Annotated in this window: 31 protein-coding genes; 21 read left to right on the top strand and 10 right to left on the bottom strand. The window is 40.1% G+C overall.

What is annotated here, in order from left to right; translation table 11 throughout:
- Positions 1-39: 39 nt before the first annotated feature.
- From hemB to E7Z78_RS04485, 10 genes are all read left to right on the top strand, one after another.
- Complete coding sequence (hemB, locus tag E7Z78_RS04440; protein WP_303723970.1) at positions 40-1,044, top strand: porphobilinogen synthase; 1,005 nt, start codon at positions 40-42, stop codon at positions 1,042-1,044.
- Entirely contained in the window at positions 1,041-1,919 is an 879-nt protein-coding gene (locus E7Z78_RS04445) for a triphosphoribosyl-dephospho-CoA synthase (protein WP_303723971.1), read from the top strand. Before hemB ends, E7Z78_RS04445 begins: the two co-directional genes overlap by 4 nt.
- Before the next feature lie 74 nt (positions 1,920-1,993).
- A complete protein-coding gene (locus E7Z78_RS04450; protein ID WP_303723972.1) occupies positions 1,994-2,608 on the top strand; it encodes a TetR/AcrR family transcriptional regulator in 615 nt (204 codons plus the stop codon).
- 4 nt (positions 2,609-2,612) lie between these two features.
- Positions 2,613-3,227: a GNAT family N-acetyltransferase gene (locus E7Z78_RS04455; RefSeq protein WP_303723973.1), complete on the top strand. Its 615-nt coding sequence runs from the start codon at positions 2,613-2,615 to the stop codon at positions 3,225-3,227.
- A 2-nt stretch (positions 3,228-3,229) separates the two neighbouring features.
- Positions 3,230-3,961 (top strand): flavodoxin family protein, encoded by a 732-nt coding sequence (locus tag E7Z78_RS04460; protein ID WP_303723974.1) that lies wholly within the window; start codon positions 3,230-3,232, stop codon positions 3,959-3,961.
- Positions 3,962-3,997: 36 nt separating this feature from the next.
- The gene (locus E7Z78_RS04465; RefSeq protein ID WP_303723975.1) at positions 3,998-4,555 is read left to right on the top strand and encodes a DUF3795 domain-containing protein; all 558 of its coding nucleotides are present in this window, start codon (positions 3,998-4,000) and stop codon (positions 4,553-4,555) included.
- On the top strand, positions 4,548-4,931 hold the full coding sequence (locus tag E7Z78_RS04470) for a putative zinc-binding protein (protein WP_303723976.1): 384 nt from the start codon (positions 4,548-4,550) through the stop codon (positions 4,929-4,931). The genes E7Z78_RS04465 and E7Z78_RS04470 overlap by 8 nt, the downstream gene beginning before the upstream one ends.
- Before the next feature lie 122 nt (positions 4,932-5,053).
- Positions 5,054-6,067 carry a tetratricopeptide repeat protein gene (locus tag E7Z78_RS04475; protein WP_303723977.1) on the top strand — a complete coding sequence of 338 codons (1,014 nt, stop codon included), beginning with the start codon at positions 5,054-5,056 and terminating at the stop codon, positions 6,065-6,067.
- 180 nt (positions 6,068-6,247) lie between these two features.
- The gene (locus tag E7Z78_RS04480) at positions 6,248-7,789 is read left to right on the top strand and encodes a phenylalanine--tRNA ligase subunit alpha (protein ID WP_303723978.1); all 1,542 of its coding nucleotides are present in this window, start codon (positions 6,248-6,250) and stop codon (positions 7,787-7,789) included.
- The gene (locus E7Z78_RS04485) at positions 7,789-8,562 is read left to right on the top strand and encodes an exodeoxyribonuclease III (RefSeq protein ID WP_303723979.1); all 774 of its coding nucleotides are present in this window, start codon (positions 7,789-7,791) and stop codon (positions 8,560-8,562) included. The genes E7Z78_RS04480 and E7Z78_RS04485 overlap by 1 nt, the downstream gene beginning before the upstream one ends.
- An 11-nt stretch (positions 8,563-8,573) precedes the next feature.
- Here the strand turns inward: E7Z78_RS04485 and E7Z78_RS04490 are convergent, their stop codons facing one another.
- A complete protein-coding gene (locus tag E7Z78_RS04490; RefSeq protein WP_303723980.1) occupies positions 8,574-9,269 on the bottom strand; it encodes a TIGR02253 family HAD-type hydrolase in 696 nt (231 codons plus the stop codon).
- A 36-nt stretch (positions 9,270-9,305) separates the two neighbouring features.
- Positions 9,306-9,989 (bottom strand): DNA polymerase domain-containing protein, encoded by a 684-nt coding sequence (locus tag E7Z78_RS04495; protein ID WP_303723981.1) that lies wholly within the window; start codon positions 9,987-9,989, stop codon positions 9,306-9,308.
- A 169-nt stretch (positions 9,990-10,158) separates the two neighbouring features.
- On the opposite strand from E7Z78_RS04495, the gene E7Z78_RS04500 reads away from it, so the two are divergent.
- The 7 genes from E7Z78_RS04500 to E7Z78_RS04530 all read left to right on the top strand — a co-directional run bounded on the left by E7Z78_RS04500 (position 10,159) and on the right by E7Z78_RS04530 (position 13,870).
- Complete coding sequence (locus E7Z78_RS04500; RefSeq protein ID WP_303723982.1) at positions 10,159-10,503, top strand: hypothetical protein; 345 nt, start codon at positions 10,159-10,161, stop codon at positions 10,501-10,503.
- 57 nt (positions 10,504-10,560) lie between these two features.
- Positions 10,561-10,857: a hypothetical protein gene (locus tag E7Z78_RS04505; protein ID WP_303723983.1), complete on the top strand. Its 297-nt coding sequence runs from the start codon at positions 10,561-10,563 to the stop codon at positions 10,855-10,857.
- Between the two features lie 3 nt (positions 10,858-10,860).
- Entirely contained in the window at positions 10,861-11,100 is a 240-nt protein-coding gene (locus E7Z78_RS04510; RefSeq protein ID WP_303723984.1) for a hypothetical protein, read from the top strand.
- A 193-nt stretch (positions 11,101-11,293) separates the two neighbouring features.
- The gene (locus tag E7Z78_RS04515; RefSeq protein WP_303723985.1) at positions 11,294-11,668 is read left to right on the top strand and encodes a 30S ribosomal protein S8e; all 375 of its coding nucleotides are present in this window, start codon (positions 11,294-11,296) and stop codon (positions 11,666-11,668) included.
- 105 nt (positions 11,669-11,773) lie between these two features.
- Positions 11,774-12,793, top strand: coding sequence for a hydrogenase expression/formation protein HypE (hypE, locus tag E7Z78_RS04520; RefSeq protein WP_303723986.1), 1,020 nt, complete (start codon positions 11,774-11,776; stop codon positions 12,791-12,793).
- Positions 12,794-12,802: 9 nt separating this feature from the next.
- Entirely contained in the window at positions 12,803-13,201 is a 399-nt protein-coding gene (locus E7Z78_RS04525) for an RDD family protein (protein WP_303723987.1), read from the top strand.
- Positions 13,202-13,231: 30 nt separating this feature from the next.
- Positions 13,232-13,870 (top strand): hypothetical protein, encoded by a 639-nt coding sequence (locus E7Z78_RS04530; RefSeq protein WP_303723988.1) that lies wholly within the window; start codon positions 13,232-13,234, stop codon positions 13,868-13,870.
- On the opposite strand, the gene E7Z78_RS04535 is transcribed toward E7Z78_RS04530, so the two are convergent.
- Both E7Z78_RS04535 and cas4 read right to left on the bottom strand, forming a co-directional pair.
- Entirely contained in the window at positions 13,871-14,320 is a 450-nt protein-coding gene (locus E7Z78_RS04535; protein ID WP_303723989.1) for a thermonuclease family protein, read from the bottom strand. It lies immediately after the preceding gene.
- On the bottom strand, positions 14,317-15,003 hold the full coding sequence (gene cas4 / locus E7Z78_RS04540) for a CRISPR-associated protein Cas4 (RefSeq protein ID WP_303723990.1): 687 nt from the start codon (positions 15,001-15,003) through the stop codon (positions 14,317-14,319). The genes E7Z78_RS04535 and cas4 overlap by 4 nt, the downstream gene beginning before the upstream one ends.
- Before the next feature lie 63 nt (positions 15,004-15,066).
- On the opposite strand from cas4, the gene E7Z78_RS04545 reads away from it, so the two are divergent.
- Together E7Z78_RS04545 and E7Z78_RS04550 are read left to right on the top strand one after the other, a co-directional pair.
- Positions 15,067-15,927, top strand: coding sequence for a radical SAM protein (locus E7Z78_RS04545; RefSeq protein WP_303723991.1), 861 nt, complete (start codon positions 15,067-15,069; stop codon positions 15,925-15,927).
- A gap of 25 nt (positions 15,928-15,952) precedes the next feature.
- On the top strand, positions 15,953-17,230 hold the full coding sequence (locus tag E7Z78_RS04550) for a DEAD/DEAH box helicase (RefSeq protein WP_303723992.1): 1,278 nt from the start codon (positions 15,953-15,955) through the stop codon (positions 17,228-17,230).
- Here E7Z78_RS04550 and E7Z78_RS04555 read toward each other — a convergent pair whose 3' ends face one another.
- The 5 genes from E7Z78_RS04555 to E7Z78_RS04575 are packed head-to-tail and all read right to left on the bottom strand — an operon-like array spanning position 17,231 to position 21,642.
- Positions 17,231-18,034: a winged helix-turn-helix transcriptional regulator gene (locus E7Z78_RS04555; protein WP_303724002.1), complete on the bottom strand. Its 804-nt coding sequence runs from the start codon at positions 18,032-18,034 to the stop codon at positions 17,231-17,233.
- A 60-nt stretch (positions 18,035-18,094) separates the two neighbouring features.
- A complete protein-coding gene (recJ, locus tag E7Z78_RS04560; protein WP_303724003.1) occupies positions 18,095-19,504 on the bottom strand; it encodes a single-stranded-DNA-specific exonuclease RecJ in 1,410 nt (469 codons plus the stop codon).
- A gap of 2 nt (positions 19,505-19,506) precedes the next feature.
- The gene (locus E7Z78_RS04565; protein ID WP_303723993.1) at positions 19,507-19,776 is read right to left on the bottom strand and encodes a signal recognition particle subunit SRP19/SEC65 family protein; all 270 of its coding nucleotides are present in this window, start codon (positions 19,774-19,776) and stop codon (positions 19,507-19,509) included.
- Between the two features lie 5 nt (positions 19,777-19,781).
- Positions 19,782-20,876 carry a UDP-galactopyranose mutase gene (gene glf, locus E7Z78_RS04570; protein ID WP_303723994.1) on the bottom strand — a complete coding sequence of 365 codons (1,095 nt, stop codon included), beginning with the start codon at positions 20,874-20,876 and terminating at the stop codon, positions 19,782-19,784.
- Between the two features lie 4 nt (positions 20,877-20,880).
- Positions 20,881-21,642: a uroporphyrinogen-III synthase gene (locus tag E7Z78_RS04575; RefSeq protein ID WP_303723995.1), complete on the bottom strand. Its 762-nt coding sequence runs from the start codon at positions 21,640-21,642 to the stop codon at positions 20,881-20,883.
- Positions 21,643-21,771: 129 nt separating this feature from the next.
- Between E7Z78_RS04575 and E7Z78_RS04580 the strand changes: the two genes are divergently transcribed.
- Complete coding sequence (locus tag E7Z78_RS04580) at positions 21,772-22,236, top strand: flavodoxin (RefSeq protein ID WP_303723996.1); 465 nt, start codon at positions 21,772-21,774, stop codon at positions 22,234-22,236.
- On the top strand, positions 22,229-22,744 hold the full coding sequence (locus tag E7Z78_RS04585; RefSeq protein ID WP_303723997.1) for a flavodoxin family protein: 516 nt from the start codon (positions 22,229-22,231) through the stop codon (positions 22,742-22,744). Before E7Z78_RS04580 ends, E7Z78_RS04585 begins: the two co-directional genes overlap by 8 nt.
- 39 nt (positions 22,745-22,783) lie before the next feature.
- On the opposite strand, the gene E7Z78_RS04590 is transcribed toward E7Z78_RS04585, so the two are convergent.
- A complete protein-coding gene (locus tag E7Z78_RS04590; RefSeq protein ID WP_303723998.1) occupies positions 22,784-24,313 on the bottom strand; it encodes a hypothetical protein in 1,530 nt (509 codons plus the stop codon).
- Between the last annotated feature and the right edge of the window lie 96 nt (positions 24,314-24,409).

Consider the following 24,409-nt stretch of genomic DNA (forward strand, 5'->3'; position numbering starts at 1 on the left):
AAATAATTCTAAATCAAAATAATTAACTAAGTGATTATTATGGTATTTCCAATTACAAGAATGAGAAGACTTAGAAAAAATGCTAAAATAAGAAATATTGTTCGTGAAACCAAGCTTGAAAAGGATGACTTGATTTATCCAATCTATTTCAAGGAAGAGTTAACCGGTGATGAAAAGGAAGAGATATCATCACTTCCTGGCGAATACAGGTACTCCTTGGACAGTGGAGTGGAATTTGCAAAACAGCTTGAAGCAAAAGGACTTAAATCAATCATCGTATTTGGAATTCCAAAGGAAGATACCAAGGATGAAATCGCAACTCCCGATTATTCCGCAACAGGAATCGTTCAAAAGGCTGTAAGAAGACTTAAAAAGGAAACAGGCCTTGTAGTCATAACAGACGTGTGCCTGTGCCAGTACACTTCACACGGCCATTGCGGAATGATAGTTGAAAATGATGACACAGATGACGGAATTGAAATCTTAAACGACGAGTCATTGCCATATATTGCAAAGGTCGCATTGTCCCATGCGGAAGCCGGAGCTGATATCGTGGCACCTTCCGACATGATGGATGGAAGAGTAGGGGCAATACGTGACATATTGGATGAAAACGGATTCTATAATGTAATGATCATGTCATATTCAGCAAAATACGCTTCAGCATTCTATGAACCGTTCAGGGTTGCGGCATGCTCATCACCTCATGCAGGTGACAGGAAATCCTATCAGATGGATCCTGCAAATGCAGTTGAGGCCATAAGGGAATGCGAGCTTGACGTGATTGAAGGCTGTGACTTTTTAATGGTCAAGCCGGCACTGCCATACCTTGACGTTGTCCGCATGGTTCGTGACGAGTTCATGTTGCCTTTAGTGGCATATAACGTAAGTGGAGAATATGCAATGCTCATGGCAGCTATCGAGAAAGGATTTTTAACAGAGCGTGCAATAACAGAATCATTGCTCTCAATTAAAAGGGCTGGAGCAGACCTAATAATCACTAACTTTGCACCATACCTGCTTTTAAATGATGTGATAGAATGAATGCAAATGAAATCGCAAAAATCGCCCAGATTGCATCTGGACTTGAAGTGAGTGGATATCCAAAGCCTGGAAACGTTCACCGTACACGTGACTATGACGATATGGAATTTGAGGATTTCATCATCAGCGGAATTGTAATTGGTGACTCCATCCGTGAGGCATGCACTGACGTTGACGTTGAAAACCCAAGATTAGGCAAATACATCCTTCAGGCTGTGGCTGAAACAGACAGGTGGATTAAGAACAACACCAACCTTGGAATTGTCATGATGACAACACCTATAGCTGTTGCAGCATCCATAAGCGATTCATTCGATGATATAAGGGAAAACATCAAATTGTTAATGTCAAACACTTCTGTTGATGATGCATGTGACCTTTATGATGCAATCAACATTGCCGATGCCGGTGGAATGGGTGACCAGGATGAGTATGACGTTGCAAGCGACAATGCAAAACAGGAACTCAGGGAAAACAACCAGACAATGTATGACGTGTTGAAAATCTCAGCCCCTTGGGACATGCTTGCACGTGAAATGACCAGTGACATGCCTGCAGTGTTTGAGATAGGCTATCCGAAATACCATGAGCTTAAGGAAAGCAAAACCAAAAATGAGGCTTGTCTTTTAACATTCCTTACAATACTCTCACATGTTCCCGACACATTGATTTCAAGGAAATACGGTGATGATGAGGCACTTAAAATCTCCATGATGACCAGGGACCTGCTTAAAATGAAGGATTCACCTGATTTCATGGAAACAGTTGCCCAATTTGATGATTATCTATATGAAAATAAGTATAATCCTGGAACAACCGCTGATTTGACAGCAGCATCTATTTTTGTAAGCTATTTGAAATCCAATTTCAAATAATCTTTTTATTTTTTTATAATTTTTAAACTAACAATCGTTAGTTTTATATCCTATAACTAACAACTGTTAGTATAATGAAGGTCAACAATAAGGAAAAAATATTCAATGTTTCAATAGACCTGTTTTCCCAGCATGGCTATGATGGTGTTTCCATTCGCCAAATAGCTTCTGAAGTGGGAATAAAGGAAAGTTCAATATATAATCACTACAAAAGCAAGGAATCGATTTTAGATTCTATTCTCGAGTTTTACATTGCCCAAATGCTGTCTCAAGACATTCCCCTGGAGGATGCAAGTGCAAATCTTGATGTGGGTTTCGATTTTTTCTATCAATCAGGTCTTGAATCCTTTGCAACACATCTCAAAGACGATAAGATGTCAAAGATAACAAGGATAATCCTGATTGAATCCTATCACAACGAAAAGATAAATGCATTTCTCAAAAAGAGAATAATCGATGATGCAATTAAGGGATGGGTCAAGCTATTCGACCTTATGAAGTTCAAGGAACTGATTCGTGAGGATGTTGACTCAAGGCAGCTTGCCGAATCATTCTACAAGTACGGCATGTTCCTTTTATATGAGCATTATATTGTCAATTACCCTGAGGATGACAATGAATTTGTCGAGACACTGTGTGAAAAGTCAAGAAATCATATCGAACTGATCTATAATTCCGTCAGGAGGTAAAATCATGGAAATTAGGCTGGAAAATGAAAATGACTATTTGGAAGTTGAGGAACTTGTAAGGGACTCATTTTGGAATGTGTATCGTCCTGGCGCTTTTGAGCATTACATTGTGCATCACCTGCGAGATGATGAAAGCCTTATCAGGAGCTTGGCATATGTGGTTGAAAAGGACAATAAAATCATTGCTCACATCAATTATTCGACAGGATTTATCGATTACGGGGAAGAAGAAATTGATGCTGTTGTATTGGGGCCGGTTTCAGTTGATAAGAACCATCAAAATCAGGGTGTCGGATCAAAACTGATTAGCTTCACCTTAAGCCTTGCGGAAAATAAAAAAATTCCATTTGTTCTTGTAATAGGTGATGAAAATTATTATCACAGGTTCGGATTTGAATCAGCATCAGACTACGGCATATTCCTGGAGGGAACAGACACCGATGATGAATGTCCGTTTTTTATGGTTAAGATATTTGATGAAAGCGTATTGAGAAATGAATTGGGAATTTTCCACAATCCCAAAGTGTTTGACGTGGATGAAAAGAAAGTGGATGAATTTGACAGAAAGTTTGAATTTAAGGAAAAGCTAGTTTTGGACACTCAGCTTAAGGAGTTATGATTATGAAATATGTTATTATAAACGGTTCACCAAGGCGCAAGAACACCTGGAAAATGGTCGAGCAGGCCAAAAAGAATTTGAATGGGGAGTTTGAGGAAATCCATTTGATGAAGGAAAAGATTCCATTATGCAACGGATGCTTCAAATGCATCGTTGAGGGCGAGGAGAGATGCCCTCATAGGGACATCATTCAGCCGATAGTGGATAAGCTGAAAAGTGCCGATGGAATAATCATGGCATGTCCTGTATATGCAATGAACGTCACTGCACTTTTGAAGAATTTCCTTGACCACACGGCCTATTTTTATCACAGGCCAGAGTTTTTCACCAAAAAGGCACTGGTTGTTGTCTCCACTGCCGGTGCGGGCCAGAAGGATGTTGCAAAATACATTGATGAGACTTTGAGGCATTGGGGAGTCAACAAGGTATACAAGATTACTTATGCCTGCGGGGGAAAGGATTCACTAGACGTTAAAAACATTGATGATGTTTCACAAAAGTTTGCTCGTGATGTCGAGTCAGGAAAGCTCCACAATCCAAAATTCGGGGACATTGTATTTTATGATGTGTGGAAGGCAATGGCACTTTCAAATGATCCGATTCCCGCTGATAGGGAATTCTGGTTCAATCGGGATTTGGTAAGTCATGACTTCGCCCCTGAAGTCAACTTGAACATTGCTAAAAAGCTATTTTCAAAATTGATGTTCTTCATCTTGAAAAGGGTTATGAAATGATTAAGACTATCTATAACAGAGGATAAACAAGATACTATGACTAATACTTTCGGAAGAGTGGATGACTTATTCTCACTTTGCGGTTTGAATTGCAGTTTATGCCCGTTGTTCATAAGGGAAAACTGTCCGGGTTGCCGTGCGGGAAGTCCATGCGCTGAAGTCTGTGAATTTGCACCGTGCAGTGTGGAGCATGGTGATTTGACATACTGTTATGAGTGTGAGGAGTATCCCTGCCCAAAATATGACGGTGTTGACGAGCATGACTCATTGATGTCTCACAGAAACCAAAAGACAGACATGATAAAGGCCAAGACAATGGGTATTGAAAAGTACCATGAGGAGCAATTGGCCAAAAAGGAAATCCTTGACTGTCTTTTAAGGGAGTATGATAACGGCAGAAGGGATGTGTTTTTCTGTATGACAGTCAACCTGTTGGATCTTGAGGATTTAAAGATTATCATCGAAAAAGCTGATGGGTCAACAGCTGAAATGGAATTGGATGATAAGTCAGATTATATGAAGAGTCTATTGATTGAATGTGGTCAAAAGAGAAATATTGAGCTTAAGTTAAGACGAGATGGTTATTATGGATGAAAAAGTTGCATTAGCACCATGCAATGGCATGAGTGCAAACGGTTTGGTGTCACGTGTTGCCGTGGGGGACTGCAGAAAACAGAACGGTAATGTAATATCAATCTGCATGGGTTCAACTTCAGCAGATTTTGAGGGAAAAAACAATGGGATGCTTAAGAAGTACCCTATAGTTGCCGTCAACGGTTGTCCAAACGGTTGCGTCAACAAGATTTTAAAAAACAAGGGAATTGATGTAGCTGACACAGTTGCAGTTAATGAAGTTCTTGAGGACTATGAAGTATCTGCAAAAGACCCTTTCAGATTAGATAGTGAAGCTGAAGAATGTGTCAAAATAATCACTGAGAAATTAAATAAATTGATTGGTGATTTAATCTAATTTTTTTTAATGCGGCTGGTCACACAGTCGCACATGTGCTTTTGTGCAAAATCGCACTTAAACAAGTTTTATACCTTTTTGAAAACACATATTGATTATCCAATAATTAAAAGGTGTGAAACATGGAAGAACAAGTGGAAAAGCAAGAAAAAGCAGTATTTTATGATGTAGATGAATTATCTGCTCAGGGCAAATTGCAGGAGGCATTGCTGCTTCTGGATTTGATACCTGAAGACAGTCCCAATTTCTCAATGGCACTATTTTTAAAGTCAATGTTTCTTGGAATAATTGGTGATGAAGAGGAATCATTTGAACTGTTCAAGAAATCATTAGCGGAAGAACTTGGAGAGGATGCTGTTGATATGGAAGAGAAATATGTGCCAATTGACATGAACGACCCAAATGACCTTTTTAATTGCGGCTTGACTAATTTCTATTTTGGAGATTATGAAAAGGCTATTGAAAACTTTGACATGTCATTAGAAAAGCTTCCAAAGCAGAGTGAAGTGATATACTACAAGGCACTCTCCCTTGCATCATTGGGGAATTATAAAAAAGCAATCCGTACAATCAACAAGGCCATTGACATCAATCCGGACAACAGCAGCTACTGGAACGACAAGGGGGCATTTCACTCAGAGCTCAACCATGTCGCAAAGGCTCATAAGTGCTTCAACAAGTCAATCAAGCTTAAATCCACATCATACAACTGGTCAAACAAGGGTGTGCTGTACCATAAGTGCGGTGAGCTTGAAAAGGCAATGGAATGCTATGACAATGCCATCAAGCTTGACTCTGAGGATGTATATCCTGTTGTTGGCAAGGCTAAGGTCTATATGGAACTGGATGATTTTGAATCAGCAGAGGAGTGTTTCGAATTGGCTGCAGAAATTGACGATTGCGACCTTGAATATCTCATCGAGAGAGGAAAATACATGATTTTCACCGAGGAGTATGAGAAGGCCGTAAGCTATTTTGACAGGTGCTTGAAGTTCAATGATGGTCTGGCGTATGTCTGGATGTTCAAGTCAATGGCATTGAATGAATTGAGAAAGTACAGGCAGGCGAATGAGTGTGTTGTAAGAGCCCTTGAAATTGACCCTGAAATCCTTGTCACTTTCGATGAGATTTTTTAAATAGGATGACTTATAAAGTTTACACATTATAATTTTGAAGATTATTCAAAAAATGTTTGAAATAAATTACAAAATTCTTTTCAATTTTTTTTTCGCAACTTTTTCAAAATCAGCATCATATTTATAAATCATTTTAAACATATATTATCATATTATTAATCTATAAATTATGGTGTTTAAATGAGTGAGGATATTAAAAAAACCATTAGAGAATTACATATTTACGAAAAGAAACTTTTAAAGGAACTTGAAGCTAATCCCAAAGCAACTCCTGACCAAATTGCTGATAATTCCGGCATGGATATCAAGTCAGTAATGAGTGCTGCAGGATCACTTGCTTCAAAGGACATTATTGAAGTGGACAAGGAAGTGCAAAAGACATACTCCCTGACCGAGGACGGTCTTGAATATGCTGAGCACGGACTTCCTGAACGTAAGATACTTAATGCCCTTGCCACCAAAAAGCAAATCGCAATGAAGGATTTGGCCAAAGAAGCGGGCATTGACAAGAAGGAAACCGGAATTGCACTTGGCTGGTTGCGTCAAAAGGACTGGGCCCAAATCGATAAGGGTGTAATCAACATCACTGAAATGGGTAAGGAGTTTGCGGACAAGGCAGGAGTTGACGAAAAGGTACTGGAGTATCTTAAACTCAATGCAGATGGAGTTAAACTTTTCACTGATGATTTGATGGATGGATTTAAAAAGTTAACCGGTAGGAAGAATATTCTAAATGTTAAAAAGGAAACCTCACACTCATTTAAAATCTTGCCTAAAGGGGAAGAAATCCTTAAGGTCGGATTCACCATTAAAGAACAAGCTACCCAATTGACTCATGAGCATCTAAAAGACGGTGAATGGAAAAGCCTCGAATACCGTCCATATGACATTAACGCAGAAGCACCACTTGTGTTTGCAGGTAAAAAACACCCATTAAGAGAAATCATCGATGAGATTAGGGAAATCTTTTTAAACATGGGATTTGTCGAGGACAATGGCGAATATGTTGAATCAGCATTCTGGAACTTCGATTCTCTTTTCCAGCCACAGGACCACGCTGCCCGTGAAATGCAGGACACATTCTACCTTAAAAATCCATTGACCTGTGACTTGCCTGATGATGATCTTGTCAAGCTCACTGCTGAAACCCACGAAACCGGTGCAGATACCGGTTCAATCGGTTGGCAATACGACTGGAGTGAAGACATTGCACGCCAAAGCGTATTGAGAACCCACACCACAGGAATATCCACAAAACACCTGTACGAACATGAAGAACCAATGAAAATGTTTTCAGTTGGAAGAGTGTTCAGAAGGGAAACCTTCGACTACAAGCACTTACCTGAATTCCATCAAGTGGAGGGATTGGTCTGCGGTGACGGAATCAGCTATCAAAACCTCTTAGGTACCTTGAAGGAGTTCTATAAGAAACTCGGATTTGAAGTAAGGTTCAGACCAGCATACTTCCCATACACATACCTATCCACAGAATCCGAAATCTACCTTGAAGAGAAAGGAAGCTGGATTGAACTCGGTGGAGCTGGAATGTTCAGGCCTGAAGTATTGAAACCTTTAGGAATTGACAAGCCTGCTCTTGCATTCGGTATGGGTATTGAAAGGCTTGCAATGATCAGATACGACGTTGAAGACATTCGTATGCTCTACAAGAGTGACATCAAATGGCTTCGTGAAGTCCCACTTGACAAAGGGGTCAGGTTATAATGTCCATCAAGCTGGTTTCTTGGAATGTTAACGGTATCAGGGCAGTCTCCAAAAAGGATGAGTTCTGGGACTGGTTTGACAATACCGATGCAGATATTATCAACTTTCAGGAAGTAAGAGCAACACAAGATAAGATTCCAAAGAAATTGGCTGACATTGACGGATTCCACCAGTCATTCAATGAGGCGGAAAAGAAAGGATACAGTGGTGTTGGAACATACTCCAAAATAGAGCCTGTTGAAGTCGTCAAGGGCCTTGGCATTGAAGAGCTCGACAGCGAAGGCAGGGTCTTGAGAATAGAATATCCAGACTTTTTCCTATATAACATTTACTTCCCGAACAGCGGCATGAACGCAAAAAGGCTCGACTTTAAGGTTGCATTCTGCGATGCATTGCTTGAACAGTTATTGGAGCTTAAAAACGAAGGCAAGAACGTCATCATCACTGGTGATTATAACATTGCCCACAACCCTATTGATGTTTACAATCCTAAAAACTGTGAGGGAAAATCCGGATACCTGCCGGAAGAGCGCGCATGGCTCGACCAACTTGAGGAAGCAGGTTTTGTTGACACTTTCAGAATGTTTGATGAGGGTGAAAACAATTTTACCTGGTGGAGCTACCGTACCCGTGCACGTGAAAGAAACGCCGGGTGGAGACTTGACTATTTCTATGTAAACGAGGAAATGAAAAATAATGTTAAGTCCGCCGAGATACTGGCTGATGTATACGGTTCCGATCACTGTCCGGTAACCTTAGAAATAGAATTTTAAAAAAGTGATGATTATAATATGGTGTCCACATCACCAATATCATCAACTATTGTAATATCTAGTTTTTCTTTTTTAATGTAATCCCTGTCCTCTTCGGTAACGTCAGAGTTTACAAGAATTGCTCTCATTCCAGCATTGACAGCACCCAGTGCGTCAGGCTTGAACTTGTTACCAATCATCACGGACCTTTCAGGGTTTCCTTTCATTTTTCTGAGTGCAACGTCAAAAATGAGTTTGTTTGGTTTTTCCTTACCGACCTCTTCGGAGGTAATCACTGCATCGAAAAATGAATGGACATTAAGCCTTACAAGTTTTTCCCATTGCTTGATTGTTATTCCGTTTGATATGACTGCTAAACGGTATCCCTGACTTTTAAGATAAATTAATGTGTCAATTGTTTCAGGGAATGGTCTTAAAAGCGCCATCTTAACGTTATGGTATGTTATCATTCCAAGAGCAACAAGCATAGGGTCCTCATGACCCAATACGACTTGTGTCAATACGTTGAAGTGCTTCCCATAATTGGATCCCTTTTCACGGATGATTGTCTTTAAAAGTCCATATGCCTCATCCTTGTCCAGTGGCAATCCGTTATCCACCATAAGTCCTATTGCTGCTTTTCTTGCTGTTTCTGCAAAATCAGTTGTGTCAAGCAATGTTCCATCGATATCGAAAAAGACTACTCGGTCATCATCATTTTGAATCATATGATGTTTATATATATTTTAAAAATATTTAAATTTTTAGAAAAATGCGTCAAGGCTCTGCTGAACTTCACCGACTGCCATGTCCTGCAGGTCCTTTTTTGTGTATCCGAATGAGTACATGATCCGCTCGACCGCAGGTATGAGCTGGTTGTTTATGTAGTAATCCTTGTCGTATTCGTATCCTTCGCTGTACTCGTAGGGGACTGCCCTTTGGCTTATTGAGCCTTTTCCCTTAACGATAATGTATTGTATGATGGTTCCACGGCTGACCCTTATTCCATGCTCCTCAATCTTTTGAGCGGCAACAACATGGGGTCCAACCTGCTTGTATTGGCTTAATGGCTTGGTTATTTGAGTGTGGATGATGAGTTCCTTTCTCTCGACATCCCCTTTTCTAAGTCTTTTCAACACTTTCTTGACTTCCTTAATGGCCTTGTCCGCATCCCCCTCTTTGAGGATTGCCATAAGTATTGCTTCCTGTGTTTTCTTGACGATAGGTGCCCAGTCCCTTCTCACCAGTTCCAATCCTTTGGCTATGATTTCTCCGTCTTCAATTACGGCATATCTTTTTTTGCTGACAAAAAACCCTCTTCTGTAGAATCCCTCATATTCCAATTCCATGCTTTCCGGCAGTGTTGAATTGAGATACTTCAGGAATTTCTGGGCCTGCTGCTTGATTTCGGCTTCAAGGGCCAATTGCTCTTTTGTCTCTTCAACCATTGTGACACCTAATTTAACTATATTTGATGTTGTTATAATATTTTACTAATCAAACATTATTGCCCTTAAAGTGGAATATTTATCCTAAAAATTCCTCTCATTACTGTTCAAATGCTCTTGGACTTTGGTTATATGTAAAATCTGATATAGTATATGTGAGGTTGATATTATGAAGAAAAGATTGATTTCAAGCTATGATGAGGAAAATGACACCTTTGTCGGAAAGGTTGATGATGAGAAAGGATACAAGGCAGATTACGGAATAAGTGATGGGATTTTTCTTGGAATAAACAATTCCAACTTGCCAACATCAGTTTTCATTTCAAACGCATCTGAAGTTCTCAACACTTCAAAAAGCATCCTTGAAAGCGCTGACGTTAAAATCAGAATCGACTGCGATGAGGCATTCCTCACATTCAGGATGTGCATTGAGGATTTGCTGATCTTTTCAGCCAAATGCAAAAAGCATTTTCCCATTCCTGAAATGGAATATGAGATAGATAGTAACATGTAGTTGCTATCTATTAACGTTTAAATATGAGTTTATCAATATTATAATTGAAGTGATAAAATGGATGACGAAAAAATCAATATTAATTCTGCAGATGAAATAGTTATAGTCGTACCTGAAGAAGCTATTAAGGATGGAGAGCTTGAAATAGACTTGGATGAATTAGGAATTGATGTTGAATCATTAGGTGATGACGTCAATATCGTTATTCAAGTTGAAGGAGCTGAAGATCTTGAAGACGATATCTCAGATGATGATGACGAGGATTTCATCGAGGAGCCTAATGAATGGCATTTTGATGACGACCCATACAACGTGGTCTATTATGAATTTCCGGATGAGGACGAAGAGGAATGAGTGATGTCAAAAGAAATCCCGTACTACACTCTTGATGAGGAAGGAAACACTGATGTTGTTGCATCCGGCGGTGAAGCATACATTGATGACGGCGAGTTAAAGGAAATGCTTCTTCAATTGCTTGGCGATGACGTTCCAGAAAGTGAAATTCAAAAGATTCTTGAAGCGGCCTCCGATGAGAATCTCACTGAAGAGGAATTCGACAAGCTTCTTGATGAATTTATTTTAAAAAATAAAAATTAAATTTCCTATTTTTGGCCTTAAAAATAAAACATTTATATATAATGATAAAGTAATATTTAATTATCATTATTCTTTAAGGCTCTTTTTTGCTCTCAATAATCGGGCTGTTAATAATCTTGCAAACGGCTTGATTGAAAAGAGGCTTACAGACTGCGATTATTATATTACAGATTATATTTATTTAGGTGAAATAATGGCAATTTCTCAAGGAAAATCAACAAGAAGTCCATCCGGTGCAAGAAATGTTGCAAACCGTGGAAAAAGGAAATCAGAATTAGGAAGAGACCCAGCTGAAACTAGGTTAGATGAAAAAAGATTAAGAAAAATCAGAACCCGTGGAGGAAACGAAAAACTCAGATTATCCACTGGTAATAAAATCAACGTTACCGACGCAAACGGTAAAACCAAAGTCGTTGACATCCTCGGTGTAGTTGAAAACAGTGCAAACCCAAACTACGTAAGAAGGAACATCATTACCAAAGGTGCTATCGTAGAAACCCCTGAAGGTAATGCTAAAGTAACATCCAGACCTGGTCAAGACGGTGTTATTAACGGAATTTTAATTTAAAGATATTTTCTTTAAATTCTCTTTTTTTTAACTTTTTTTCATAATTTTAATATACTTGTTTTTACAAATATCATTTCATTAATTATTATTTAATTAGGAGATAAAATGTCAGAAGATAAAATTAATATGAATCATGGTGCTGGCGGAGAAGTAATGGCTAATCTGATATCCAGCACAATTTTGGATAATATCACTAAAAAAAGCGTTAACGGTGGTATTAGCTTGGATGCCTTAGATGATGGGGCTTCCATCCCAATGGGAGATTATGAAATTGTAATGACCACTGATGGTCACACAATCGATCCGCTATTCTTCCCAGGTGGAGACATCGGAAGAATCTCTGCTGCAGGAACAATCAACGACGTTTCAGTAATGGGCGCTAAACCGTTAGCTATTTCAAATGCAATCATCATGCAGGAAGGTTTCCCGATAGAAGATTTGGATAAAATCATGAAATCATTGAATGAAACCTGTGAAGAGGTTGATGTTGCAGTTATTACCGGAGACACCAAGGTAATGCCTCAAGACAAGCTTGACGGTATCGTAATGGTGACAACAGGTATAGGAATAGCCAAGAAAGGTGGAGTTGTTCGTGATTCAGGTCTTGAAGTCGGTGACAAGATCATCGTTACCGGAAGCTTAGGGGACCATGGAATGAGTCTGATGTCCTTTAGGGAAGGTTTTGGTTTTGAAACTGATTTGAAATCTGATGTTGCTCCTATGTGGAACATAATTAAAAAAGCTTTGGATATCGGTGGAGTTACAGCCATGAAAGACCCTACCCGTGGAGGATTTGCAAATGCCATCAACGAAATGGCTTCAAAAGCAGGTGTTGGTGTTGTTCTTGAACAGGAAGCTATTCCAATACGTGAAGAGGTTCATGCTGTATCTGAAATGCTGGGTATTGACCCGTTCGAAGTAGCCAATGAGGGTAAAGTCGTCATGGGAGTTAAGGCTGACAAGGCTGAAGCTATCCTTGAGGCTATCAAGGGTGAAAAGTACGGTGAAAATGCAGCAATAATCGGTGAGGTTGTTGAAGGGGATTATGTTGTCGTCAACACACCAATCGGCGGTGAAAGAATCCTTGAAGCACCGATAGCAGATCCGGTTCCAAGAGTTTGTTAAGGTGATAGAATGGCTAGTATATTTTCAAGAAGAGTTGTATCATATGTTCTTGATTTCATTGTGGTTTCAGCGATAATGTGGATTTTATCCTATTTGTTCTTCTTAGTAATGGGTTCCAGTAACGTTTATATTGTATATCAATATTTACCTTATATTGTTCCATTCCTCATTTGGATTTACTTCATTTTAACTGAAAAGTTCAAAGGTGCAAGTGTCGGCAAGGCCATAATGAATCTGGAAGTGAGATCAAACAATGGTGCTAAAATTTCATGGCCGCAAGCTATTGTACGTAATATAACTAAAATCTACTGGATTCCAATTATATTTGATTGGCTTGTTGGCAAACTTTTGAAAACAGACAGAATATTAAACAACATTACAAGAACAGTGGTAATTAACGCACGTTAATTGCCTTTCACTATTTTTTTTTTGATTTTTATGATTAAGAAGGTTCAGGTTCTATGGTATTTGAACAAGGAGGACTTGGAGAACTATTGCATTGATTTTAAGGAGTACAAGTCCCACAAGCTTGACGGATATGAGATAGTTGATGTGGATGAGGATTTAATCTATGACTTGTGCGACCGTGACCCTGACAGGCTGGAGCCTTTAGGTTATTTTCAAAACGTCAAGGAACTTGAAAACTATCTGACAGACACCATTACCAACAATGAACTGGATTTGGAGCTTGACTCTCCCGAACTTAACGGAAAGATTCAAAAGGCTATTGATTCAGTTGACTTTACCGGTAAGGATTACTATATTTCAATCGGTGACGGTCTTGGTGAGGATGGCAATGTGATCGCCAGCTGGTTCGATTCACTTAGGCGTGAGTACAATTCATCATCAAAGGATAATGTGTGGGTTTTGGCGGTTACAGGCTATGACCCTTATGACTTGTCACTGACAGGAAAGACATTGTCCTTCATTTTGGCGGATATCCTCAATATCAATGAGTCATCACTTGACAAGATGATACCGAACAAGGGCCATATAACTGTTGATGAATGGAATGAGATATTGGATAAAGTGTATAAGAAAAACAAAATCCATCTCGGTTTGAACAGAGTTGTTTAGCTACACTTCTCCCTTTTTGAATTCGCTTGGCTCAAAGTAGGACACTTTTGCCAGGTCATTGTCTATCAGTGCCCTGTTTATGTCGCAATTGTCAGTGTAGACTATTGCAAGCACCCTTTCATAGTTGTCCGTTGGCTTTTCATCGTCAACGTCAAGGTATACTGTTTTTCCAAGGCATTTGTCATTGACGAACTTTGTTGCCTGTGCAGTTGGTGAGCCCACCTGTGTCAATTGCACCTTTCCGACTCCATAGACTTGAATGGTGTTTCCGTCAATCACTTCCACGCATTTTCCTGATTTTTCATAGTTCACGGTCTTGTTTCCAACGGTTATTGTTCCGGTCTGGTTTTCAATTGCAGTATCATTGCTCATGAAAGTGTTTGCCACGGTGAATACTATTGTTACCAGAAATACTATAAGTAGGATTACTGAAATTGTCTTCTTGTTCATAATGCGTGCTCACAGTCCTTATTGAATCTGCATGACCTGCATTTTTTAGGGTTTTTAGTAGGGACAAAAGGCCTTGTGCCGTTAATCAATCCTTGCACACGGTCTATTGTGAACTTGATTTCCTTTTCAACTTCCGGAGTGAAAATCTCTATCCAGAAGAGGTTTTCTGTTCCGCGTTCCCTCAGTGCTGCCTTTATTTTCCTTTCATCGTCTGTCATGTCCTTGTATGCAAGACAATACGCTCTTACCTGATTCATTGTTGACTGGTATGGTGTTCTTCCAGGCTTGTCGTCGATTATCACAATTTCGTCAGGCTTCATCCAGATTTCATCAATGTCTCCCCTGATACCGTATTCCGGTGAAATAACTGTAACTTCCCTTGACATTGATGCCTCGGTTTTTGATGCCTCAACCGCATCCTCGAATTTTGCGGGGGTTGCATCCTGCTTGAAAATGTCCTCGAGCTGGTGGTGAATCTGGCTGCCGTGTGTCATTGCAGAGGTAGGTTGTGTTTTTACACCTTCCATGTTCTCGAGATATAGCTGGTACTCACAATATCCTTGTTGGTTTAACCAGCTAATTGGGAAATTGTTTTTACCTTCGATAATCTTAACACCTTTTACTGAAGGATGGTCTTTAATTTCATATTCCTTTTCGTATTCGGTAATGTTTTTTTGTTGCATAATTTAATATCTGTTTATTTTAATATAAGGTACTTTTTATAATATGAGAAGTATAATAAATGTATGCATTACGTCAAGGCAAAGGGCATCTTCACATCAGATTATGGAATCAACCTTTACAGGGGCTGCACCCACGGTTGCATATATTGCGATTCGAGAAGTGCAGTGTATAACATAAACCACAAGTTTGAAGACATTGAGGTGAAGGAGAATGCCGTTGAACTGCTTAAAAAGGAACTCATCAAGCGCAAGCCCTGCATGATTGGGACAGGAGCCATGACCGACCCTTATATTCCTCTTGAAAAGAGATTGGAGTATGTTAGAAAATCCCTGAAACTTGTTTATAGGTATGGTTTCGGATGGGCATGCATCACCAAATCCGATCTGGTTTTAAGGGACATTGACCTTTTAAAGAAAATCAATGAAAAGACAAAGGCAGTGGTTCAAATCACATTAACAACCGCCGATGACGACTTATGCAGAATGATTGAACCGAATGTCTGCGCAACCTCCCGTAGGGTGGAGGTTCTTCAAAGATTGAAGGAGGAAAACATCCCCACAGTCGTTTGGCTGTGTCCGCTTTTGCCTCACATTAACGCCACTGAGGAAAACATCAATGCATTGCTTGACTTTTGCATAGATGCTGAGGTGAAGGGGGTCTTGAACATGGGCATGGGACTGTCCTTGCGTGAAGGCAACCGTGAATATTTCTACGAGCAATTGGATAAGAGTTTTCCAGGCCTTAAGGAAAGATATATTGAGGAGTATGGGGACAGCTATTTCATCCACAGCAGGGATGACAGGAGATTGAGAAAGATTCTTAGGAACAGATGCGATGAGCATGGGATAATGCACAATCAGGATGAGATATTCTCTTATCTTCATGAGTTTCCGGAAAAATCAGTTCAATCAAAATTATTATAATGCTTGTTTTTAAAATATAATATTAATGAATTTCAATGATTTAAACATTTCAAATGAGATAAAAGATTCCATTGAGAAAATGGGCTTTTCCAAACTGACTCCAATCCAAAATCAGGCGATACCTCCTGCACTAAAAGGTTTGGACATAATCGGTCAGGCACAGACAGGTTCTGGAAAGACCCTGGCCTTTGGAATACCTGTTCTTTCAAAAATATTCCTTCCCGACAAATCACCTCAGGCAATCATCCTATGCCCTACAAGGGAGCTGTGCATGCAGGTTGCCGGCGAGATTGAAAAGCTCGGATCCAAAATGAAAAAATTCAAGGTGCTTGCGGTTTACGGCGGCCAGCCAATCGGAAAGCAGACAAGAGTCTTGAAAAAGGGCGTTCATGTTGTTGTCGGAACACCTGGTCGTGTGATTGACCATATCGAAAGGGGCAATCTTGACCTCATCGGCATTGAAAGCGTTGTTCTTGACGAGGCCGATGAGATGCTTGAAATGGGATTTCGCGAAGACATTGAAAAAATCCTTGCAGGAACACCAGTGCAGAGACAGACTCTGCTCTTTTCAGCCACAATGCCTGATGAGATAAGGCACATTGCCGAGAAATACCAGAAAAATCCCAAATTCATAAAAATTGCAGATAAGAAAAGGAACATCCCAAAAATCACCCAATATGCATTCAAGTGCAATATAAAGGAGAAGTTCGACGGATTGACAAGACTGATTGAGGCATATGATGTTAATCTGGCATTGATATTCTGCAATACCAAAAAGAGTGTGGATTATGTTGCAAAACACTTGAAAAAGATGGAGTTTTCAGTGGACAGCCTTCACGGGGACATGACCCAAAAGACACGTGACAAGGTAATGAACAAGTTCAAAAACGGAAACATCAATATTCTCGTGGCAACCGATGTTGCTGCACGTGGACTGGACATTGATGATGTTGATGTAATCATTAACTATGATGTTCCGCAAAACCATGACGATTACGTTCACAGGATTGGCAGAACCGCACGGGCGGGAAAAACAGGCCTTGCAATCATGCTGGTTTCAAGGGATGAAACCTCCCGTTTTATTAATATTCAAAAGGTGAACAATGTTAAAATCATTGAAAGGGAATTGCCCACGCATGCAGAAATAAGCACTATTAAAAACAGGGAAATCCTAAAAAAAGCCACAAATATTGTTAAAAATGAGAATTTGGAAGAATATCTTAATAGTGTAAGAGAATATTCCTCAAATGAGAGTTACCTAGAGATAACTGCTGCATTATTGAAAATGATGAGGGAAAAGTAGTTATTTTCCACCATCAATAATGTTGAATTTGATTTTTTCCTTTTCAAGCTCACGGGTGAAAGCCTTGCTCATGTCGCCGACACAAATTGCAAGAACATTCAATCCTTTACGGGCAGCATTTGCGCTTGCCTGTGGTGCTGCAAATTCGATGCCAATATCTAATCCGAGCTTTTGCACAACGGCACGTGAAACAGTACCTGCAACTGCAATCTTGTTGAATTCCTCGCCGCTGTTTGTTCCTTTTTCATAAACGTTTTTAATCAAGTCGAAATCGCAGTTCTTGGATCCTCCATCCTTGATGGTTGGAACGTTGATGACTGTAACCTCACCGACTTTCATGTCAATGATTCCTGTTAGGTTGGTTAAGGAAACGTCCATCATTGCTTCTGCATCGTCTAGAACAACACCTGTTGCGTTTTCCTCTTTCTTGTGTGCGTATAAAACACCATTTTCCATGAACAATCCTACAATGTCGTCCTTTTTAAGTTCTTCTTTTGCGATTGCCGGCCAGATGGTCTTGTAGTGATTCATTGTTTCAAGCACTGAATCGGAGTATTTCCTAAGACTTATTGCGTCCTTTTTAACCTTGTCAATACCTGATTGTGTAATCTTATATGGTGATCTTCCGTCCTTGGAAGTAATATAACCTAATTCGGTTAATGTTTTGATATTTTCTGATACTGCTTGAATTGTGATTCCTAATTTTTTAGCCAAATCTTTTTGTTTGAGATGAGGGTCTTGTTTGGATATTTCACTTAATATTTGGAAATGTGTTAACGCTCCTCTCTTTTTAAATGCCTTCATCATTTTCATTCCTCAATTGTAATTGATTAATTACTATTTTTAATTTTATAGTATATAAATTTAATTTCTCAATTTACCATTAAGTTCATTGTTAAATCTGTTGAGGAATTCTTCTTTTTTGTCAATAGGGATGTAGGCTCCGCAAGCCATTGAATGGCCCCCTCCTGTGCCTCCGACTTCACTTGACACTTGACGAATTATATTACCGAAGTGTATTCCGTCGTAGGATAGAAGTCTAGAACATCTGAGAGAAACTTTCAATCCGTCTTTTTCAGTTTGGGTAAATCCTATATTTGGTTTTTTCCAATTGCAGTATCCGAGTATCATTCCGGTTATGGTACCGACTATTTCTGGTTTGATGCCGGTTCCATCGAAATATTGGAGGTTTTCAAGTTCAATTATACTTGACTCTCCACTTTCAGTTACTTTCTCAATTGCTTGGGCGAGGTTTCTTCTGTGGTCACGGCTTACGCTCTCAAGTTGGTCAAGTTGAACGAATCTGTCTCCTTTAAGAACTTCCATTGCTATCTGTTCTTCATGGTTCCTTCCACAAGCGTTCATTGCAGTTGAAAATTCAGATGCGTCCCTTAAGAAACTGGTTGGGTCTTCCTTTAGGAATGTATAGGAGTCTCCGAGCAACAGTCTTGGTATGTACTTGACGTATTCGCTTGGAACAACCTTTGCAATCATTCCTGAAAGGTATTGATAAAGCTTGCCCTTGTCTTCCATGGTCAATTGGTTCAGGGTTTTACGGTTGTGCTTCTCATCAATTCCAAGCTCTTCAAGAACTGCCATTGTCTCATTGGTGTTGTTTGTAATCGGTAGTTTTACATCGCTGAAATATGATAATGCCATAAAGAGCGGACGGGTGTTCCTGCCGTAGATGTTGAGGTCGTTTTTTGTAACCTCAAGGTATCCTCCGTCAATTGCATCCTGCTGGATTATCTCATTCAATCCTTCAAAATGGCCTGTACGGGTGTTTTGCATGTCACCAATTGCTGATAAAAGCCCAATCCAGCTCAAGTCATCATATCCATATTCCTTTGCAAGGAAATAGCACAGTCCTCCGCCACACACGTAATATGATCCGTCAATGCCATAATGGTTAGGATTGATCTCAAGATAAGTGTAGTCCTTTCCATCCTTATAGCTCAGGTCCCTCAATGGTGGGTGGTGGTCAAGGATGATGATCTTTTGGCCTTTCTTGGCCTTTCCGTCAACTCTTTGACCTGAACCCAAATCTGAAAAGATTGTAAGCTCATGGGTCAGTTCGATGTCATCGAGAACGTCAAGGTTGACGAACTCTATTTCATGTTTCTTGTTTTGTCTGTCTAGTATGGTTGATAGTATTGCGCCTGAACAAATTCCGTCACAGTCGATATGGGAATATATCTTGATATCCTCCGCTGAGGCGATGATTTCCTGTGCTTGCTTGTATTGTTCAGACATTTGTTGTGGTATTTGCATAATAATCAATTTCTCATATTTTTAATTTCTAAACTAATTGTACGTATAAGTTCAAGTTTGGTTCCTTCCCATTCAACAAGCACCCTTCCGGATTTCTCGTACCATTTTCCAGGGTATGAGCTTTCCTTTTGAATGCTGTGAGGGAGGTTTAGCCTTTTAAGTGCCCTTTCAATGTCATTTATTGTAGGGTCCTTGACACAGTCTTCCTTTGAAATCTTACGGCCTTCATTGAGTGTCAGGTTCTTGTTTAGGTATTGTGGCCAAATTGCAATCATAATAATCACCTTATTTCGTTTTCAAATATTTCCAATGCATCCTTTACAACCAAATCCATATTGTAGTATTTGTATTTTGCTAATCTGCCTGCAAAGATGACATTTTCCTCTTTTTCCATTTCCGCTTCGTATAGCTTGAACTTGTCAAGGTATTCCTGGGTTGGATATGGATAGCATTTCTCTCCGTTGAATCCAGGATATTCCTTCATGATAGCGGTCTTTCCATCCACTTCCTGGCCGGTGAGTTTCTTAAACTCGGTTATACGGGTATAGTACGGATGGTTTGGATGGTTCACTACTCCTATTTCCTGATATGAGTCCACATCAAGGATTTCATAAACGAAGTTCAGACATCTGTATAAAAGCTCTCCGTACTTGTAATCATAGAAGTAATCGATAGGGCCTGTGTAAATCAGGGTTTCATATTTAATCTTGTCGATGTAGTCCTTGTAGTCTGCTTTAAGGCCCACATGGATTTTGTCGGATTTGATCATGTTCTTGCACATCTGGGTGAAGCCTTCCTTAGGCATTCCCTGATACGGGTCGTCAAAGTAGCGTGTGTCATGATTGAAACGGAAAGGTATTCTTGAAATCACTGTAGGGCTCAAATTAGCTGCTGATGTACCCCACTGCTTTTCAGTGTAGTTCTTAAAGAGCTTCTCATAAATGTCCCTTCCGGCATTTTTCAGAACAACATCCTCTGAGCTTTTAACCTCATCAATGTCTTCCTTGTGCTCATCAATCCATTCGCGCATTGAGTTTTCATCCAAGTCAAGGTCATAGAGCTTGTTCAATGTGTCTATGCAGATTGGCATAGGGACAAGCTTTCCGTCAACATAGCTCAATACCTTGTGCTCATAATCAATCCATTCTGTGAATTGTGAAAGGTAATCGTGAACCTTCTTCTCCTTTGTATGGTAAATGTGAGGTCCGTACTTTTGAATCAGCAAATCATCCTTGTAAAAGTCATAGACGTTTCCACCGATGTGGTCACGCTTTTCAATAATCAGAACTTCTTCATCCAGCTCGTTTGCAATTCTTTCAGCAATTGTAAGGCCGGATAATCCTGCTCCAACTATAACGTATTTAAATTCCTTCATATAATCATCCGTTAAGCTTTTCAAATAAGAGTTCCATCATGTCCGGAACAGTGTAAGTGTCAGGGTAAATGTGGTCAATGTCGTATTTCTCAAGGACTCTTGCGGTAATAGGGCCGATGCTGACAGTCAAAAGATTATCATTCAACAGTTTAGCCAGCTTTTCCTTGTCATCGGCAACTTCAAAGAAGTTTTCAACGGTCAATGGGCTTGTGAATGTTATCGCATCGATTTCATGATTTTCAATTTTTGAAATCAGTTCCCTGACTTTTTTCTCATCCATCGGAAAGAGTGATTTGTATGCTTCAGCGAGTATCACTGTGTTTCCAAGTTCCTCCAATCCTTCAGGTAGTGTGGATCTTGCAGATGCGGTTCTTGGAATTCCAATGGTTTTTCCTGTGATTTGTCTTTTCTTAAACTCTGCCACCAGGCCCTCTGCGGTAAAGTCATCAGGCATCAAATCAACACTGATTCCCTGCTTTTCAGCCAGCTTTCCGGTCTTGTTTCCGATAACTGCCAGCTTGCAGCTTAAACTTTCAATGAATCCTGGGTAGAACTTGTTGAGTGAAACTATTGTGGTGGGGGATGTGAAAACTATCCAGTCAAGCTCATCCTTTCTTGCCACCAGTTCCTTTAATGAGTCGGTATTCACCGGCTTCAGGTCAAGGGTTGGGGCGAGGAAAGCTTCACCACCCAATTCTTCAACGATTTCACAGGCTTTTTGCGCTCTGTCAATAGGTCTTGTTATTGCAACGACAGGTTTTGACATTTTTCATTACCTTCACTAATTTAATAATGTAATATATTATCTTTCAGGTTGTTTATATTATTTTTTAAAATTGTTGTGAATGTAAACAATTATATAACCTGAAAAACTATGCAATAAATAGGTGATAAAATGAGCAACGTATTAGTAGCATACTTCTCCGCAAGCGGAGTGACAAAAAGCATCGCAGAAAAAATCGCAAATGAAAACGGTTATGACTTATTTGAAATCAAACCAGTGGAGCCTTATACTCCAGTTGATTTGGATTATATGGACAAGCAGTCAAGATCAACCATTGAAATGAACGACAAGTCCTTCAGGCCACCTATAGTCGAGTCATGTGACGTAAGCGGATATGACACTGTGGTCATCGGATTTCCGGTATGGTGGTACACCGCACCTACAATCATAAACACATTCATAGAAAGCGTTGACTTGTCCGGCAAGACCATCAAGGCATTCTGCACCTCTGGAGGAACCGGAATTGACGGTTGCGTAAGTGACTTGCAAAACGCATATCCTGACCTTGACTTTGCAAAAGGAATGAGATTCCGTGGCAATGTAAGCGGCGCAAAGGAATGGATTGAAAATGAGTAAGAAAGTAGTTGTGATAAGCTCCTCACCAAGAAAAGGGCAGAATTCAGACACATTATGTGATGAATTCGTCAGGGGAGCAATCGATGCGGGAAATGATGCAGTTAAATACTTCTTAGAAGACATTGAGTTTTCATCATGCAAGGCATGCTACGCCTGCAAGACTCCTGAGATGAAATGCATTCAGGATGACGGAATCGCACCGATTCTTGAAGACATGATGGAAGCCGACGTCATAGTCTATGCAACGCCCGTATATTACTTTGAGATGTGCGGAACCCTCAAGATGTTCTTTGACAGGTGCTATCCAATATTCAGGCACCTTGAAAACAAGGATTACTACATCATAATGGCTGCCGGAAGCCACAGCGGCGATGCACTCACAGGCCTTAAAAGCTTCATCGGATTTTCAGTAAATCCAGAAATAAAAGATGTCTTTGAAGTCTTCGGCAATGCCAAATCACAAAAAGACACATTAGAAAAAGTTTACAATGCAGGTAAAAACTGCTAAAAAAATATTAAATGAGGAAATTTAATTCCTCACTCTTTTTTAATTTTTAAATGGATTTGAACTGTCATAGGTTTGGCCATTGACAGTCAATGTATAATCACCATACTCAATGTTTTCGGACAATTCAAGAGCAGACACTGAACTGTCACCGGTCAATGTCCATGTTGAACCGTCAGCCACATTAACTGTAGCGTTTCCGGTTGAATTGATTGCTCCCTTGAACTCAGTGTTTTTCATGGTCCAGTTAAGGCTGCTTATCTCATCAACAATAACATTACCCTCTATTTTTTCATTATCTGTGTTCAGCTCACACACTCCACCGTTGGAGCCGGTTGTTCCCCATTGGTTCTGTCCTGATGATTCCAGGAATGTTCCGCTTCCAAAGTTGAGCTCGGTGTTTTCAAGATTGATTACACAGGCTGTATTGGTAATGTGGAACATTGGGGCAGTGCTGTAAACTGATGAGTCTTCAGCTATTGACAATTTGGAGTTTTTCGCAGTGAAAAGTGATGTTCCAACATCAGCGTCCCCGCTCATGCTCTGGTAGATGAAAACACCGCCCAAATCAACATACTCAGAACCATCCTGCCTGTTACCCTCAGCATAGCCTGTAAGGTCACAGTCCTCAAGGGTTATTGAGTTCTTGCCCTCAATACATGCAATCTGTGAAACGAAAGCAGTACCCTCAGTGTTTTTGGCAGAAATGTTACCTGTTGAGTAAATCAAAGGTGAGCCTCTTCCGCTTTTCTGGTCAACGCCAGTGTTGATGATGGAATTTTCAACATGAACTTCCCCTTCACCCCTGTCTGTTGCAAGAGCAGCACAGCTTTGGCCGTTGGTGTTGATTTCAACATTGTTGGCAGTTATTTTTCCGCTGTATGTTGCATCAAGACCCCTTGACTTGTCGCTGTATGTGGTAATCTTTACATTGTTCACGGTTGCCTCAGTGCTTCCTGTAACGTCGGATGCTCCTGATGGGTCGCCGCCACCGTTTTGAGCTTCACCGCTTGGCATTTCAGGAGGCTGTCCACCGTCTCCACCGCCGTTGCCGGTTGCTTCAGGTGGTTGTCCTCCGTCTCCTCCACCGTTGCCGGTTGCTTCAGGTGCCTGGCCGCCTTCACTTCCTCCCTGTGAGGAACCGCTGCTTCCAGCTTCACCGTTTGTAACGAAAATACCGTTGGATCCTTTGGAATTTGTGATGATTTCAACGTTTGAAATGTCAAGTGTTCCATTGGTGTTCACAAGAACTCCTGAGTTGACACCATAAAAGTCAGCGTCATCCCCAGAGGTTTGTGTATCTCCAGTCTTGTTCACGATTGAGTCTTTAAGTGTAAGTTTTCCGTTGTTTGTGACTAGTATGCTGTTCAAGTCACTTGTGTCTGTAAAAAATAGTCCTTTTTCCTTGGAATCCTCAGTGGCATTCACCACAAGGTTTCCCATATTCTCAAGGGCGTTTGCATCAACATTAACGGAAGCACTTTGTCCAGTGCCCATATTTGTCATTGCAAAAGCACCTATTCCTATTAATGCCACGATTGCAATAAGTACAATCAAAATCTTTCGGTTCATCTTTAATTTGGCAAGGATACCTCGACTTCTTTAGGTCGAGGATGGAATTGCCATCCTCCTTTCTGTTAAGTAACCTTTTCTTGGTTCTAATAATTT

It is taken from the genome of Methanobrevibacter thaueri, from assembly GCF_015062915.1.
GTDB classification, from domain to species: Archaea; Methanobacteriota; Methanobacteria; order Methanobacteriales; family Methanobacteriaceae; genus Methanocatella; species Methanocatella thaueri_B.

Excerpts from the sequence above, each read along its gene's own strand:
- hemB (WP_303723970.1), top strand. The coding sequence starts at position 40 with ATGGTATTTCCAATTACAAGAATGAGAAGACTTAGAAAAAATGCTAAA.
- E7Z78_RS04445 (WP_303723971.1), top strand. The coding sequence starts at position 1,041 with ATGAATGCAAATGAAATCGCAAAAATCGCCCAGATTGCATCTGGACTT.
- E7Z78_RS04450 (WP_303723972.1), top strand. The coding sequence starts at position 1,994 with ATGAAGGTCAACAATAAGGAAAAAATATTCAATGTTTCAATAGACCTG.
- E7Z78_RS04455 (WP_303723973.1), top strand. The coding sequence starts at position 2,613 with ATGGAAATTAGGCTGGAAAATGAAAATGACTATTTGGAAGTTGAGGAA.
- E7Z78_RS04460 (WP_303723974.1), top strand. The coding sequence starts at position 3,230 with ATGAAATATGTTATTATAAACGGTTCACCAAGGCGCAAGAACACCTGG.
- E7Z78_RS04465 (WP_303723975.1), top strand. The coding sequence starts at position 3,998 with ATGACTAATACTTTCGGAAGAGTGGATGACTTATTCTCACTTTGCGGT.
- E7Z78_RS04470 (WP_303723976.1), top strand. The coding sequence starts at position 4,548 with ATGGATGAAAAAGTTGCATTAGCACCATGCAATGGCATGAGTGCAAAC.
- E7Z78_RS04475 (WP_303723977.1), top strand. The coding sequence starts at position 5,054 with ATGGAAGAACAAGTGGAAAAGCAAGAAAAAGCAGTATTTTATGATGTA.
- E7Z78_RS04480 (WP_303723978.1), top strand. The coding sequence starts at position 6,248 with ATGAGTGAGGATATTAAAAAAACCATTAGAGAATTACATATTTACGAA.
- E7Z78_RS04485 (WP_303723979.1), top strand. The coding sequence starts at position 7,789 with ATGTCCATCAAGCTGGTTTCTTGGAATGTTAACGGTATCAGGGCAGTC.
- E7Z78_RS04490 (WP_303723980.1), bottom strand. The coding sequence starts at position 9,269 with ATGATTCAAAATGATGATGACCGAGTAGTCTTTTTCGATATCGATGGA.
- E7Z78_RS04495 (WP_303723981.1), bottom strand. The coding sequence starts at position 9,989 with ATGGTTGAAGAGACAAAAGAGCAATTGGCCCTTGAAGCCGAAATCAAG.
- E7Z78_RS04500 (WP_303723982.1), top strand. The coding sequence starts at position 10,159 with ATGAAGAAAAGATTGATTTCAAGCTATGATGAGGAAAATGACACCTTT.
- E7Z78_RS04505 (WP_303723983.1), top strand. The coding sequence starts at position 10,561 with ATGGATGACGAAAAAATCAATATTAATTCTGCAGATGAAATAGTTATA.
- E7Z78_RS04510 (WP_303723984.1), top strand. The coding sequence starts at position 10,861 with ATGTCAAAAGAAATCCCGTACTACACTCTTGATGAGGAAGGAAACACT.
- E7Z78_RS04515 (WP_303723985.1), top strand. The coding sequence starts at position 11,294 with ATGGCAATTTCTCAAGGAAAATCAACAAGAAGTCCATCCGGTGCAAGA.
- hypE (WP_303723986.1), top strand. The coding sequence starts at position 11,774 with ATGTCAGAAGATAAAATTAATATGAATCATGGTGCTGGCGGAGAAGTA.
- E7Z78_RS04525 (WP_303723987.1), top strand. The coding sequence starts at position 12,803 with ATGGCTAGTATATTTTCAAGAAGAGTTGTATCATATGTTCTTGATTTC.
- E7Z78_RS04530 (WP_303723988.1), top strand. The coding sequence starts at position 13,232 with ATGATTAAGAAGGTTCAGGTTCTATGGTATTTGAACAAGGAGGACTTG.
- E7Z78_RS04535 (WP_303723989.1), bottom strand. The coding sequence starts at position 14,320 with ATGAACAAGAAGACAATTTCAGTAATCCTACTTATAGTATTTCTGGTA.
- cas4 (WP_303723990.1), bottom strand. The coding sequence starts at position 15,003 with ATGCAACAAAAAAACATTACCGAATACGAAAAGGAATATGAAATTAAA.
- E7Z78_RS04545 (WP_303723991.1), top strand. The coding sequence starts at position 15,067 with ATGCATTACGTCAAGGCAAAGGGCATCTTCACATCAGATTATGGAATC.
- E7Z78_RS04550 (WP_303723992.1), top strand. The coding sequence starts at position 15,953 with ATGAATTTCAATGATTTAAACATTTCAAATGAGATAAAAGATTCCATT.
- E7Z78_RS04555 (WP_303724002.1), bottom strand. The coding sequence starts at position 18,034 with ATGAAGGCATTTAAAAAGAGAGGAGCGTTAACACATTTCCAAATATTA.
- E7Z78_RS04565 (WP_303723993.1), bottom strand. The coding sequence starts at position 19,776 with ATGATTGCAATTTGGCCACAATACCTAAACAAGAACCTGACACTCAAT.
- glf (WP_303723994.1), bottom strand. The coding sequence starts at position 20,876 with ATGAAGGAATTTAAATACGTTATAGTTGGAGCAGGATTATCCGGCCTT.
- E7Z78_RS04575 (WP_303723995.1), bottom strand. The coding sequence starts at position 21,642 with ATGTCAAAACCTGTCGTTGCAATAACAAGACCTATTGACAGAGCGCAA.
- E7Z78_RS04580 (WP_303723996.1), top strand. The coding sequence starts at position 21,772 with ATGAGCAACGTATTAGTAGCATACTTCTCCGCAAGCGGAGTGACAAAA.
- E7Z78_RS04585 (WP_303723997.1), top strand. The coding sequence starts at position 22,229 with ATGAGTAAGAAAGTAGTTGTGATAAGCTCCTCACCAAGAAAAGGGCAG.
- E7Z78_RS04590 (WP_303723998.1), bottom strand. The coding sequence starts at position 24,313 with ATGAACCGAAAGATTTTGATTGTACTTATTGCAATCGTGGCATTAATA.